The 12894-nt window shown below is 51.6% G+C and carries 10 protein-coding genes; 6 read left to right on the top strand and 4 right to left on the bottom strand.

The annotated features are described in order from the left end of the window. The first annotated feature begins 8 nt into the window (after window positions 1-8). From B7992_RS09840 to B7992_RS09820, 5 genes are all read left to right on the top strand, one after another. Complete coding sequence (locus tag B7992_RS09840) at window positions 9-2087, top strand: peptidyl-prolyl cis-trans isomerase (protein ID WP_088666181.1); 2079 nt, start codon at window positions 9-11, stop codon at window positions 2085-2087. Window positions 2088-2130: 43 nt separating this feature from the next. Beyond that, window positions 2131-2583 carry a nucleoside-diphosphate kinase gene (ndk, locus tag B7992_RS09835; protein WP_073158432.1) on the top strand — a complete coding sequence of 151 codons (453 nt, stop codon included), beginning with the start codon at window positions 2131-2133 and terminating at the stop codon, window positions 2581-2583. Window positions 2584-2648: 65 nt separating this feature from the next. Then, window positions 2649-3485, top strand: coding sequence for a succinate dehydrogenase cytochrome b subunit (locus B7992_RS09830; RefSeq protein WP_088666180.1), 837 nt, complete (start codon window positions 2649-2651; stop codon window positions 3483-3485). Between the two features lie 15 nt (window positions 3486-3500). Beyond that, the gene (locus B7992_RS09825) at window positions 3501-5414 is read left to right on the top strand and encodes a fumarate reductase/succinate dehydrogenase flavoprotein subunit (RefSeq protein ID WP_088666179.1); all 1914 of its coding nucleotides are present in this window, start codon (window positions 3501-3503) and stop codon (window positions 5412-5414) included. Beyond that, the gene (locus B7992_RS09820) at window positions 5414-6196 is read left to right on the top strand and encodes a succinate dehydrogenase/fumarate reductase iron-sulfur subunit (protein WP_088666178.1); all 783 of its coding nucleotides are present in this window, start codon (window positions 5414-5416) and stop codon (window positions 6194-6196) included. Before B7992_RS09825 ends, B7992_RS09820 begins: the two co-directional genes overlap by 1 nt. Before the next feature lie 357 nt (window positions 6197-6553). Here B7992_RS09820 and B7992_RS09815 read toward each other — a convergent pair whose 3' ends face one another. From B7992_RS09815 to B7992_RS09800, 4 genes are all read right to left on the bottom strand, one after another. Further along, on the bottom strand, window positions 6554-7903 hold the full coding sequence (locus B7992_RS09815) for an efflux RND transporter periplasmic adaptor subunit (RefSeq protein WP_254917675.1): 1350 nt from the start codon (window positions 7901-7903) through the stop codon (window positions 6554-6556). Between the two features lie 82 nt (window positions 7904-7985). After that, window positions 7986-9488, bottom strand: a complete 1503-nt coding sequence (locus B7992_RS09810; protein ID WP_088666176.1) for a TolC family protein — start codon at window positions 9486-9488, stop codon at window positions 7986-7988. Next, window positions 9488-10300, bottom strand: a complete 813-nt coding sequence (locus tag B7992_RS09805) for an efflux RND transporter periplasmic adaptor subunit (protein ID WP_073161611.1) — start codon at window positions 10298-10300, stop codon at window positions 9488-9490. The genes B7992_RS09810 and B7992_RS09805 overlap by 1 nt, the downstream gene beginning before the upstream one ends. Then, the gene (locus tag B7992_RS09800; RefSeq protein ID WP_141100435.1) at window positions 10293-12374 is read right to left on the bottom strand and encodes a carboxypeptidase-like regulatory domain-containing protein; all 2082 of its coding nucleotides are present in this window, start codon (window positions 12372-12374) and stop codon (window positions 10293-10295) included. The genes B7992_RS09805 and B7992_RS09800 overlap by 8 nt, the downstream gene beginning before the upstream one ends. A gap of 169 nt (window positions 12375-12543) precedes the next feature. On the opposite strand from B7992_RS09800, the gene B7992_RS09795 reads away from it, so the two are divergent. After that, window positions 12544-12873: a DUF3467 domain-containing protein gene (locus B7992_RS09795; protein WP_073161614.1), complete on the top strand. Its 330-nt coding sequence runs from the start codon at window positions 12544-12546 to the stop codon at window positions 12871-12873. Window positions 12874-12894 lie beyond the last annotated feature (21 nt).

Raw genomic sequence — 12894 nt, 5'->3', positions numbered from 1 at the left:
GAGGTTACATGAAACTCCGCTTTGCCTTTTTTACTGTGAGTCTCCTAAATCTGTTTGCCTTGACTGGCTGCAACAGTGTGGGGGATAAGGATACCATTCTTGCTCGCATTGATAAGGAAGTCGTCTATCGAGAAGACCTTGTTCTCTTGATGAAAAATTCCATTTCCTCCAAGGAACCTTTGAACAAGCGTCTCTACGAAAATGTTTATGCGAAGGAAGCCGTCGTTTCCAAGGCTTTGACACAGTTCCCCGAGTTGAACAAGGAATGGGAAGAATTTCTCGGTTTGATTGAGCCCAAGCTGCTTGCTTCCGTCTATCAGCGTTTCTACCTGAATGAACGCCTTACTTATTCCGAACCGGAACTTCGTCATTTCTATGACGAACATCGCAGCCTGTTTGAAGAGGCGCCCCTTCCTGATTTTAGTGTCATTCAGGGAATTGTTGCCTGCGAATACTATATGTCTCATTCCAAGGAAGCCTTGAATGCTTACTTGAAAGAACACTTGATGGGCTCTACGTCCAGAGAAGATTCCATAACTTGGAAGACCAAGTTCGTTGAACTCCACCGTTCTGAACTCAAGGAACAGATTGCAAGGAACCTCGCCTCAGACCTTCATGTGACGTTCCATGAATTGCCTAAGCCGGAACCGAAGGCTTTCTACGAAAAGCATATGGATATGTTCATGACTGCCCCCGGTTATGAGCTGTATCATGTGCAGGGAACAGATTCCGTTGCCCTGGCAGCCCTGTTTAACGAAACCACTGACCTTGAAAATTTCAAGAAAATCGCTTCCACAAAGAGTGCAAATAAAGCTACCGCCAAGGAAGGCGGCTTTGTCGGCTACGTCAAGGACGGCTTTGCCATGCCGTACGGTATTGGCATGGTTTCTGGTTTGAGTGCCGCCTTGAATGGCAAGGATGCAGGCTTTGTATCGCCTGTAATCAAGGGCGATGTCGGTAATGCCTACCACGTATTCTATCTGTCTTCCCTGGTTCAGCCGAAACAAAAGACTTTTGATCGCGTTGAAGCCTCTATCAAGCAGGGGTTGGCTAGCGGAGAATTCTTTGATGTGGATTCTTCCTATGTTCTCCTGTCTGAAAATGGTGAAACTTTGCTGACTGAAGGGGAACTGAAGCGTATTTGCAAAAGGGATTTCATGGCCGAGGTCAATGCTAGCAACCATCAGCGCTTGTTTAGCATGGTTGTAGAAAGACTGCTGTTCAGCAAGGCTGCCCTGAATTTGAAACTGGATAAAACCTGGGAATACCGCGCCTTGGTGCGTGCAGCCCGTCGAAATTTCATCTTCGATAACTACTTCTTTAAGAAACGTCAGAACGTAGAAGTTAGCGAAGATTCCCTGAAGGCTTTCTACGAACGTTATGGAAGCCCCGTGCATCAGGAATATTCCTTTGAACAGGGACGCAGTGAGGTTCGTGCCGCAGCAATGTTCCCGATGAATATCCTTAGGCACGAATATTTCCTGAGTAAAAAATCTAGCTACTTTAAACTTGATTTCAAACAAACTCTTCCGGTCCTCTTCAGACAGAACTGGAGGATGCAGAGCGATATGAGTGAAGCCCGCTTTGCTGCTGAAAGTTACCAGTCTGCTGTGCTTCACTTCTACGATAGCAGTATCCAGGAATGGGAGCCTACGATCTTGGCTGATCGACTGGTGGCCAACGCTGATTCCTTGCGTAAGGAAGGCTTGAATGATGAAGCCCTGGAAGCCTATCGCAATTTGATTTTTGCCTATGGCGAAAACGATTCTCTTGTGAAGTTGGCTATCTACGAAAGCGCTCAAATTTATAACGAGACAGGCCGCTTTGAAGAAGCTGAAGCGGAGTATCAGGCTTGCTACGAAATCTTCCCCGATAGCCCTGAAGCGGAAAAGTCCTTGTTCAGCCGCGGTTTTATCTTGAGCGAGAATCTCAATAAGAACGATGAGGCTCTCCAGGTCCTCAAGACTTTCCAACAGAAATATCCGAACAGCGAACTGAAGGAGTCGGTGGACTGGCTGGTGCAGAACATTGAATCAGACGGAAAACTTGCCGACGACCTGCTCAAGAAGATCAGCGCCGAAGAATAAAGAGTTATATTTAACGCACTCACAATAAAAGGTGGTATACCCTATGGAAATGACATTCGCTATGATCAAGCCCAACGCCGTGAAGAGCGGCCTGATTGGTCAAATTATTGCCCGTTACGAAGCTGCAGGCCTCTCCGTCTGCGCTATCAAGATGCATCAGATGACTTCTGCTGACGCTCGCGGTTTCTATGCCGAACACGTCGAGAAGCCCTTCTTCCCGGAACTGGAAGCCTACATGACTAAGGGTCCTTCCGTGATGCTCGCTCTGGGTGGTGAAAATGCCATTGCCAAGGTTCGCGCAATCAACGGTGCAACCAATCCGGCTAAGGCAGAACCGGGTACCCTCCGCTACGACTTTGCTCCTTCCATGACCGAAAATGTTGTCCACAGCTCCGACAGTCCTGCATCCGCAGAACGCGAACTGGACTTCTGGTTCAAGAAGGAAGACCGCTACGCCTACGAAGCTGCAAGCAAGAAGGCTTGCTGCATCCTCTAATGGCAGTTTAAGGTCTGCTAGAATTACAAACAAAAAAAAGACCCCTCTCAAGGAGACACAAAACAATGCAATGGATCATCAAGTACCTTACCTCTTCCATTGGTAAGAAACAGATCATGGGATGCTCTGGTGCGTTCCTCGCTCTGTTCATCCTCGTTCACATGTGCGGCAACCTCCAGTTGCTGAACTTTGATCAGTCTGCAGCACAGGCATCCTACAATGCCTATACTGAATTCCTGACCAGCTTCAACCCGCTCCACTTCCCGGTAAAGTTGATTTACCTCATGGAACTGGGCATGGTTGCTGCATTCGGTCTCCATATCGGTCTCGGCGTTTTGCTGAAGCTCGAAAACAAGAAGGCTCGTGGCGCTGTGGGTTACGAAGTCAACGCTCGCAAGGGTAACAAGTCCTTCGCTACCTTCACCATGATCTGGACCGGCCTTATCATTCTCGGCTTTGGCATCCAGCATCTCGCTAACCTCAAGTTCGGTGCTCACTACCTGTACCAGAACGCTGCCGGCGAAATCGTCCGCGACATGTGGCTCACCACCATCGACATGTTTGCTAACCCGGTTTGGACCGTGTTCTACCTGGTTGCCATGCTCGTTATCGGCATCCACCTGTTCCATGCCATTTCTTCTGCTTTCCAGACTCTCGGCCTTGCTCACCAGAAGTGGACTCCGGTTATCGAAGTTATCGGCATTGCATACAGCATCGTGATTGCAATCGGCTTTGCTGTTGAAGCTGCATTCTCCTGCTACATCGCTCATCAGCCGGAAACCGAAGCTCTCCGCGCCAAGTCTCATGAACTCCAGCAGCAGCTGGAACAGAAGAAGGCCGCTCCCGAAGCTAAGACTTCTTTCGTCGTTCCCTCTGTCGGCATCATTTCCACCAACGTTTAATGGAGACCATAACTAATGATTCTCGATTCTAAAATTCCTGGTGGTTCCATTGAAGAAAAGTGGACCAAGCATAAGTTTGAACTGAAGCTCGTGAACCCCGCTAACAAGCGTAAGTTCACCGTTCTCGTGGTGGGTACCGGTCTTGCTGGTGCTTCCGCTGCAGCTTCTCTCGCAGAACTGGGCTACAATGTGAAGTCCTTCTGCATTCAGGACTCTCCCCGTCGTGCTCACTCCATTGCTGCCCAGGGTGGTATCAATGCTGCTAAGAGCTATAAGAACGATGGTGACTCTGTCTATCGTCTTTTCTACGATACCGTTAAGGGCGGTGACTTCCGCGCTCGTGAAGCCAACGTTCATCGTCTTGCCGAAAACTCCAACCTGATCATCGACCAGTGCGTCGCTCAGGGTGTTCCCTTCGGCCGTGAATACGGTGGCCTCCTGGACAACCGTTCCTTCGGTGGTACCCAGGTTTCTCGTACCTTCTACGCTCGCGGTCAGACCGGTCAGCAGCTCCTCCTCGGTGCATACCAGGCTCTCATGCGCCAGGTTGCAGCAGGCAAGGTAACTCTCCTTCCTCGTCGCGAAATGATGGACCTCGTGGTTGTCGATGGCAAGGCTCGCGGTATCATCGTTCGTAACCTCGTGACTGGCGAACTGGAAAGCCACGTTGGCGACGCAGTCTGCCTTTGCACCGGTGGTTACGGTAACGTCTACTACCTGTCCACCAACGCTCAGGGTTCTAACGTCACTGCAGCATTCCGCGCTTACAAGAAGGGTGCCGCATTTGCTAACCCCTGCTACACTCAGATTCACCCGACCTGCTTGCCCCGTCATGGAGACCTGCAGTCCAAGCTGACTCTGATGTCTGAATCTCTCCGTAACGATGGCCGTATTTGGGTTCCCCGTAAGGCTGGCGACAAGCGTTCTCCGGACCAGATTCCTGAAGAAGATCGTTACTACTACCTCGAAGAAAAGTACCCCAGCTTCGGTAACCTCGTTCCTCGTGACGTGGCTTCCCGTAACGCTAAGCAGGTTTGCGACGCCGGTCTCGGCGTAGGCAACACCGGCCTCGCAGTTTACCTGGACTTCGCAGACGCTATCAAGCGCATGGGCGTTGCAGGCGTTTCTGCTAAGTATGGTAACCTCTTCCAGATGTACGAAAAGATCGTTGACGAAGACCCGTACAAGGTTCCGATGCGCATCTTCCCGGCAATCCACTACACCATGGGTGGTCTGTGGGTTGACTACGATTTGATGTCCACCATCCCGGGCTGCTTCGTTCTCGGTGAAGCAAACTTCTCTGACCACGGTGCTAACCGTCTCGGCGCTTCTGCTCTTATGCAGGGCCTCTCCGATGGTTACTTCGTGATTCCGTTCACCATCGGTGGCTACTTCGCAGGCACCAAGCTGGAAAAGGTTTCCGAATCTGATCCTGCTTTCGAAGACTGCAAGAAGCAGACCGCAGAAAAGATTTCCAAGCTCCTTTCCATCAAGGGTCACCGCACTGTTAACGATATCCATCGTCAGCTCGGTAACATCATGTGGGAATACGTTGGTATGGCCCGTAACAAGGCTGGCCTCGAAAAGGCTCTCCAGGAAATCCCCGCACTCCGCGAAGAATTCTACGAAAACGTCAACGTCGTCGGTTCCGAAGGTTCCTTCAACCAGAACCTGGAACGCGCTGGCCGTCTGGCTGACTTCCTTGAATTCGCAGAAGTCCTCACTCTCGACGCCCTCCACCGTGAAGAATCTTGCGGCGGTCACTTCCGTGAAGAAAGCCAGACCGAAGAAGGCGAAGCAAAGCGTGACGACGAACACTTCTGCTACGTCGGTGCTTGGGAATTCAAGGGCGATGGCGAAAAGCCCGAACTCCACAAGGAACCTCTCACATTCGATAACGTCCACCTCGTTACTAGGAGCTACAAATAATGAGCCACGGCAATATGAATTTGACTTTGAAGATTTGGCGTCAGAAGGACTCCAAGACCAAGGGACAGTTCGAAACTGTCAAGATCAGCGACATTTCTCCCGACATGTCCTTCCTGGAAATGCTGGACATTGTCAACGAAGAACAGATGAAGCAGGGCAAGGAAGGCTTTGCTTTCGACCACGACTGCCGCGAAGGCATTTGCGGTATGTGCTCTCTGGTCATCAACGGTATGCCCCATGGTCCCGACCACGGCATCACCACTTGCCAGCTGCACATGCGTAAGTTCAAGGATGGCGATACCATCGTGATCGAACCGTGGCGCGCTGCCGCATTCCCGGTTATCCGTGACTGCGCTGTGGACCGTTCCGCATTCGACCGCATCATCGCTGCTGGCGGCTACGTTTCCGTCAACACCGGTGCCGCTCCCGAAGCTTCCGTGATTCCCGTTCCCAAGGCTGATGCAGACCGCGCCTTCGACGCTGCTGCTTGCGTTGGTTGCGGTGCTTGCGTTGCTGCATGTAAGAACGCTTCCGCTATGCTCTTCGTCTCTGCCAAGGTTTCTCACCTCAGCTTCTTGCCCCAGGGCAAGGTCGAAGCCAAGAAGCGCGTGCTCGCTATGGTGGCACAGATGGACAAGGAAGGCTTTGGTAACTGCACCAACCTTTACGAATGCCAGGCTGCTTGCCCGAAGGGTATCACCGTGGATTACATCGCCAAGATGAACCGCGAATACCTCATGGCAACCGCTACCTACGCTGAAAAGGTGTACGGCAAGGATTAATGAGGCGTGAGGTCGCTCATGCCCTAGGCATTCTCCCCATAGGGGATAACTCGACTAAGACAACAAGTTGTCAAGTCTCGTATAGCTTGAGGTATGAGGTCGGCCTTTCAGGCCTTTGAGCATGTCATCCTGAGCGAAGAGGCGTAGCCTCGGAGTCGAAGGATCCAGACCAGCATTACAAAAAAAGGACTGCAGCGATGCGGCCCTTTTTGTATATGGTGGGGGAGGACAACCTCATAAGGCGAATGCAGCGACCGGTTTCCTTTGGTAGGGAAATTATATCGAAGTATCATTTTTTTGCGATTTTGCAGGACTTCCAACCACACTTTGTTGTCGCTTTTCGGGGCTTTTGCCCCCTTACCACCAGAGTTTCAGGCGAAGGTAGTCGATTGCCTGGTGTGAAAGAATCCACCAGAGCGTGCGCTTGCCCGCGAAAATCTTCGCGATACCTGTCATGCCGGGGCGGAACCATGCCGGAGTCTGGTAGACGAACTCGCCGCGCACGGCGAAGGTGTTCTCCTGTTCCTTTACCTCTGCGGTGGGGCTGATGTGTTGCGTCTCGAACCGGTAAACGTATTCGGGGCGGCTCTTGATGGCGAGCAGGCCCTGGGTTCCGAGTTTTACGTTGCGCAGTTCCTGTTCGGGCACATTTATCTCGACATAGATGTTCTCGATGGATGCCATCTGGAACAGTTCCGTTCCCTGGTTTACCGGGGCACCGATGCGTTTTTGCAGGTCACCTTCGATAATGACGGCGCTGTCGGCGGTGACGGCGACCACGGCCATGGAGAGCCTGTAACGTACTGTCTTGAGCTTTGCTTGGGTTTGCGCGAGGCGCGCTTGGTGAATTCGCATTTCGGCAAGCTGGTGGGCCGCCTGGGCTTTTTGTATTTCGCGCCGGGAGTCCTGTTCCTGCGCCATGAGGTCGGCTTCTTCAAGCTTGAGCTCTGTCTGGTTTAGTCGGAGTAATGGGGCTCCCTTGTAAACGACGTCGCCGGGCTTTACAAAAACGGTATCGATGTATCCGTCGAAGGGGGCTGTCGTATAGATTATTTTGTCTGTTTTCAGGATTGCCGGAGCGCTAACCCTGTAAGGGATTGGGTAAAGCGTCGCGAATAGAACCAGCGCTATTGCAAGTATCCCGAATAGCTTTGCCCACGTGTGTTCGATTCCCAAAAGCTTGGAGAGTATTTTCCGAAGTTTTTTTACCATGCGGAGTCCGAACCAGCAGCTTTTGTTGTAAAGTTCTTCAAGTCTTGCTGCGCACAGTGACGATGTCAGGTAAATTTGTTCAGAATTCAAGTCGTCGAAAGGTTGCGAATTTCGTTCGCAGCAGATGATTCCGATGATTTCGTCGCCATTGTGGATTGGTACGGTGAGTATGTACTTTGTGTGGTATTTGGTGCTGTACAGTTCGTGCTCGCGAATCGAAAGAACGTTCTTTTCGGGGGCGGGGTAGACGATGGCTGCGTCTTGCTCGTAGGCTTCTTCCATGATGCCTTCCAAGTCTCGCACCACCTGCATTTTTTTCTCGAAATGGTCGGTGTGGCTCAGAGCCTTTAGCACAACGTAATCGTGCTTGACCCATCCGAGGCTCACCCTTTCGGCGTTGTATTTGTCGCAGAGCCCGCTGACCAGGGACAACGTCGCCGTTTTGAATTTGTCGCACGCAAGTACGTTTTGGGTGACGTCGAATACTTGGGTCATTTGGTTGATTTTTGCGTTGGAACTGCTGAGCGCCCCTTGCATCGCCTGGAGCAGTTTGTTGGCGTCCAAATTTGTGTTGGAATTATTCATGCAGCAGCTCCTTGCGTAGGGCGGGCTTGCCCTGATCCCAAGTTTCTAGGCCGTTTTCGCGCAACAGCTCTCCTTTCGCGATGAGGAGCTTTACGTCGATAAGGTGCAAATCGCGTGTATTCTCGAGGTGGCGCTGTTCCGCCTTGCGGAGGTCCTCTTCCATGTCGAAAATGATGTGGTAGTTGCTTTTGCCGAGTTCCATTTTTTTGAATTCTTCTTGCAGTTCCGTTTCGTGGTAGTTGACGGCGATTTCGCTGAATTTCCATTGCTCGCGTATTTCGATGGACCTTTTCTGCAGAATGCTGAATTCCTCTAAAAGTTTGTTCTGAATGAGCGCGAGGCGTGTACGTGCGGCTCTCACGTTTACCTTCTGTGCGGCAATCTGGTGACGTTCATTGATGTTTGCGAACAGTGGAATGTCTATTTCGATTCCTCCGGCAAGCACTGTTTGACGGTTTTCGGGGTGCTTGAAGTTGCGAATAGCCGTTCTTGCTTCCTTGTCGCGGCTGCGTATCCCGTAATTCCCGATAATGTCGAGCGTCGGGAGCGATTTTGTGCGATGTAGCTTCAATTCCTCTTCGCGCAGGTCGAGTTCCGCCTGCTGCTGCATGTAGGCGGGATGAAGGCGGTAGATGGAATCTTCGGCGTCAACTGGTTTTACCTGGATAGACGTGTCGATGTCGCTAGGGAGGCTTATGGCGATGGGGCGCGGATCCTGGATGATTTCGCTTGCAGATATCGCAAGTAGCAGGTTGAGCCTTGCGCTTCGCAATTGATTCATTGCCGTGAGGCGTCCGCTCTCGCGGTCGGAATACTCGGCGACGGCCTTCTGCTTGTCAAGGACCGAGAGTATGCCCAACTGCTGCCTTTTTTCTGCGTCGTCCGCGATTTGTTTTGCGACTTGTGACGACTTCGTGGCGAATTGCAGGGTTTGCTCTGCGTAAAAGTAGTTCCAGTAGGCATCGTAGAACTTGTCCAAAACGTCGCTGAGCGTGTTGCGGTATTTCTGGTAGGCGATTTCCTGTTGCAGGTAGGCTTCGCGGAGCTGCGCAGTGGGCGAAAAGTAGAGCAGGCCGTCTTTCAGCACGTGTTGGCGGAGTTCGCCGCCAAAGTAAAGTTCCGAGGTGTATTCGCTATGGGTGTAGGTCGCCTGGTTGAAGCCCACGCTGTATTCCGTAGCCGAGGGTAGCTTCCCTTGTATCCCGATTTTGTACTCGTCCTTGGTTTCCGTGAACAGGGCGCTCGGCCTGTTGCCTCTTTCCTTGCTTGCACGGCCGTTTAAGTGCGGCTCGAAATCCCCGTAGGCCCCTTTTGTCATCTCGGCTTGCGCAATCCAGTTGTATTTTGCTTCTTGTACATCGGTGTTGTTGTCGATAAGAATCTTGAGCGCCGTTTCCAAGTTGAGCCTGAGCGAGTCTTCGGTTGCAAAGGAACTGGCGACCGAAAAAATCAATATGAAAGCGAATAGCGTCAAATGTGCAGAAAGTTTGTGCATTATTGCAATATGATTTTGCCGGTGACGCCGGGTTCTATGGAGTGGTTTGAATTGTCGAAGATGACCTTGACTGTTCGTAGCAGGCTGGCCTTGTCGACGACGGGCGAGATGAATTCAATGGTTCCCATTTTGTTCCGATTTTTCGCGGAGCCGTTCAGTTGAAGATTGACGCTTTGGCCGATTTTCAGCTTGTTCGTCTTGTTGACAATGATGTAGGCTGTCATGCGGCATGTGCGCACGTCCGCGATTTCGATGACGGATTCGAGGGCTTCGACGCTTTCGCTCCTGTTCTTCGATATGGAAACTATTTCTCCATCGAAGGGGGCGATTAGGTACTGCTTGAGCAGCTGTGCGCGTGCCATGCGGTGCTCGAGGGAATCCTTGGACTTGGATACCTTTGCGGCTTCCCATTCGGCTTTCGCTACATTGAAGTTCATTTCCTTTTCCCAGAGCTGTTCGGCGCTTATGGAATTCGAAGTCTCGAACAACTTTTTCGTGGCTTCCAAGTCCTTTTCGTACGCGTCCATTTTCGCCTTCGCCGAGACAACACTCGAGAGGTCCTCGGCGGTGATTTTCGTGATGCGTGAACGCAGTTCCTCTTCGGTCTTTATGAGGTTCATCAAGGTGTCGCCCTTGTGGACGAACTCGCCTTCTTTTACCCAGATGCTGTCGATTTTCCCGGATACGGTAAAGCCCATACTGGCTTGCGCGAGCGGTTCCGTGATACCGTCGAAGCTTGCGGCTAGTGCAGAGCTTGCGCAAAAAGCGAATACGGCGGTGCAGAAAAACAGTATTTTGAACAACTTATTCATTTTTTGTGGTGCTTGAGCTCGACAAGGGAATCTCGAGTTCCGTGTACAATGTGAACTTTTCGAGATAAGTCTCGTCGGTTGCGTAGACGGTGAGGTTTACGCCGACGGAGTCGCCGTTTTGGGTGGACTCGTTGATGGCGTTCGGGAGCATTGTTATGAACAGCGTGTCGCCCTTGACCTTTGCGTTTGCGTTCTTGTTGGCGCCATGGCCGTACAGGGTGTACTTTGCGTTGCTCGCCTTGCTCCATTGTATCCTGTCGGTGTTCGTGGAAAGAGCCTTCGAGAATTTGACCCAGATGGTGTCTTCGGCGGAGAAGCTTGCCTTGTAGCCCTTGTTGCTTGGCCATGCGTTGCTTGTGACCGCGTAGAGTCCGCGCCCTGTCACGAAGGCGGAATCGCCGGTGAGCTCGTACGATATGCGGTCGCCGGACTTTTTGCCGTATACTGCGATGCTCACGCTGATGCTCGCTTCCGAGGGGAACGAACGATCGTGCTTGAGGAACAGGGTGTCTTTTTTCACTGTCGGGGTGACGTAGAATACGTCTGAACCGGCCTTCACCGAGACGGAAAGGTTCGCGCTGCTAAGTTCCTCTTCGAAAACGAAGAACGGCGTAATCAGGGGGGAGACGTCCCTATAGCCCATGAGCGACTTGTCGACGACATTTGACGCCTTGATTTTTTGCTTTTCGGGAACCTGGATTTCTGTGTAAAGGGAGAAATTCTTGAGGACAAGGCCGCTCTTGCCGTACGCGGTGATGTTCATGCCGATGGTATCTCCCTGCACGCGGGAGTCGAGGATGCGATCCATCAGTTTGACGAAAAGAGTGTCCTTTTTGACCCAGGCGTCTGCGTTCTTGCCGTAGCTGTGCGCGTAGATGGTGCGCGTGGCGCCGCTGGCGAAACTCCACTGAATCTTGTCGGCGCTCAAGACGAGGTCCTCGCTGAACTTGACCCAGATTGTGTCGCTCGTGCCGAAGGAGGACGTGTATTTTTCGTTGCTGGGCCATGCGTTGCTTGTTATGGCGTAGAGGCCTCTGCCCGTTGTAAATGCGGAATCCCCGTTGAAGGCGAGATTGTAGCGCTCGCCCGACTCCTTGCCGTATGCGGTGATGCTCACGGAATACCTGGTTTCTGCGTCGAAGGCGCTATCGGGGTGGGCCAGGAACAGCGTGTCGCCTTTGATGACCGGCTCTACGTAGAAGTTTGCCGAATCGCTCCTTACGTTGACCGACAAGTTCTTGGACGTAATCTTTTCGTTGAATACGTAGTACGGGACAATCAGGGGGGAGAGCTCCCCGTACCCCATGTAGTTCTTGTCCATCACGTTAGAGGCCTTGATGTCGTTTTGCTTTTTGACAAGGGTGTCCTGCTGGAGGTACGTGCGTCCCAGATCGATGGCGCCGTTCGGCTTGAGGCGTGGAAGGATTTTGTCTGTAGCGGTGTAGCGCAACCCGTTGTATGTGACGGGGGTTATTTTGAGGACGAGCCCGGAATCTGCGGGCAAGTTCTTGAACGTGAACTTCCCGAGTGAATCGGACGAGCCGTCGAAGGATTCGGGGAACAGGTTCACGTAATCTTCGCTCTGGTGGACGATGGATATGGAGGCCCCCTTTATCGGGACGGCTTTCCCGGAACTGGCTTCGTTTATGTAGAGTTCTCCATTGAGGGCCGCATTGAGGGGAGAAAGCCTTATCACCATGGATGACGTGGCGACGACCCCCTCCATGTGCGAGGATTCGCTGGTCGAGTTGACCGTTTCGACGTGCGGTGCGTAGTACAAGGTGTCCTTTTTTTGAATTTCCCTGTGCGTGAAGGTGAAGGTTCGCGAACCGTACGGCAAATCGTCGATGAAAAAGTTGCCGGCCTCGTCGGTTTCCGTGGATTTGAGATCTCCGGAGGCGTTTTGGTATGAAATCTTTACCCCACAAAGAGTTGCGTTATTCGAGGCGTCGACGACAGAGCCGGAAAAACTCCATTTTGAGTATTCGCTGTCTTCGGAATTTGTTGGAGAGCAGCCGATGACACATGCTGCAATGACGCACATTGCAAAGGAGAAAGCCTGTTTGACTTGCATAAAGATACCGTTGTATAGAAAATGGGCACAAAAATAAAAATAAACACGGAAAATACAAGAAGAAAAAAAATTACTTTTGTAAAAAGAACGCAAATAAAGTTAAAATAAGTTTTTTTTTATAGTTTGTTGTTGTTACATTTGGCGTGTTATTTTATTTGGAGCTATTCTCATGAACGAAAAAAAAGAAAATAAAGCGGCCAACTCCCTTCCAGAAGTAGTCTGGAACGACGGCAACATGAAAAGCCTTTACGTGAACGCAACGAACGTCGTGGGCGGCCGTGAAGAAATCATGATGCTTCTGGGCTTGAATCAGGCCTGGAACATGAACCAGGGCAAGGTGAACGTGGAAATAGCCGAGCGCGTGGTGATGACCCCGTACACGGCCAAGCGCCTCGCCATCATGCTTGGGGCCACCTTGAATGCCTACGAAGCGAAATTCGGAAAGATTGACATCGGCATGCAGGCTGCCGCCCCTGCCGAAAAGCCGAAGAAGGCTTAATTGATTCAAGACAAGCGAAGC

The organism is Fibrobacter sp. UWH1 (genome assembly GCF_002210365.1).
GTDB lineage: Bacteria > Fibrobacterota > Fibrobacteria > Fibrobacterales > Fibrobacteraceae > Fibrobacter.
The sequence above is the reverse complement of the archived record's forward strand: the minus strand, read 5'-3'. Positions and strand labels throughout refer to the sequence as shown.

What these genes read in the sequence shown, in the direction of transcription:
- B7992_RS09840 (WP_088666181.1), top strand. Translation starts at nt 9, where the DNA reads ATGAAACTCCGCTTTGCCTTTTTTACTGTGAGTCTCCTAAATCTGTTT.
- ndk (WP_073158432.1), top strand. Translation starts at nt 2,131, where the DNA reads ATGGAAATGACATTCGCTATGATCAAGCCCAACGCCGTGAAGAGCGGC.
- B7992_RS09830 (WP_088666180.1), top strand. Translation starts at nt 2,649, where the DNA reads ATGCAATGGATCATCAAGTACCTTACCTCTTCCATTGGTAAGAAACAG.
- B7992_RS09825 (WP_088666179.1), top strand. Translation starts at nt 3,501, where the DNA reads ATGATTCTCGATTCTAAAATTCCTGGTGGTTCCATTGAAGAAAAGTGG.
- B7992_RS09820 (WP_088666178.1), top strand. Translation starts at nt 5,414, where the DNA reads ATGAGCCACGGCAATATGAATTTGACTTTGAAGATTTGGCGTCAGAAG.
- B7992_RS09815 (WP_254917675.1), bottom strand. Translation starts at nt 7,903, where the DNA reads ATGACCCAAGTATTCGACGTCACCCAAAACGTACTTGCGTGCGACAAA.
- B7992_RS09810 (WP_088666176.1), bottom strand. Translation starts at nt 9,488, where the DNA reads ATGCACAAACTTTCTGCACATTTGACGCTATTCGCTTTCATATTGATT.
- B7992_RS09805 (WP_073161611.1), bottom strand. Translation starts at nt 10,300, where the DNA reads ATGAATAAGTTGTTCAAAATACTGTTTTTCTGCACCGCCGTATTCGCT.
- B7992_RS09800 (WP_141100435.1), bottom strand. Translation starts at nt 12,374, where the DNA reads ATGCAAGTCAAACAGGCTTTCTCCTTTGCAATGTGCGTCATTGCAGCA.
- B7992_RS09795 (WP_073161614.1), top strand. Translation starts at nt 12,544, where the DNA reads ATGAACGAAAAAAAAGAAAATAAAGCGGCCAACTCCCTTCCAGAAGTA.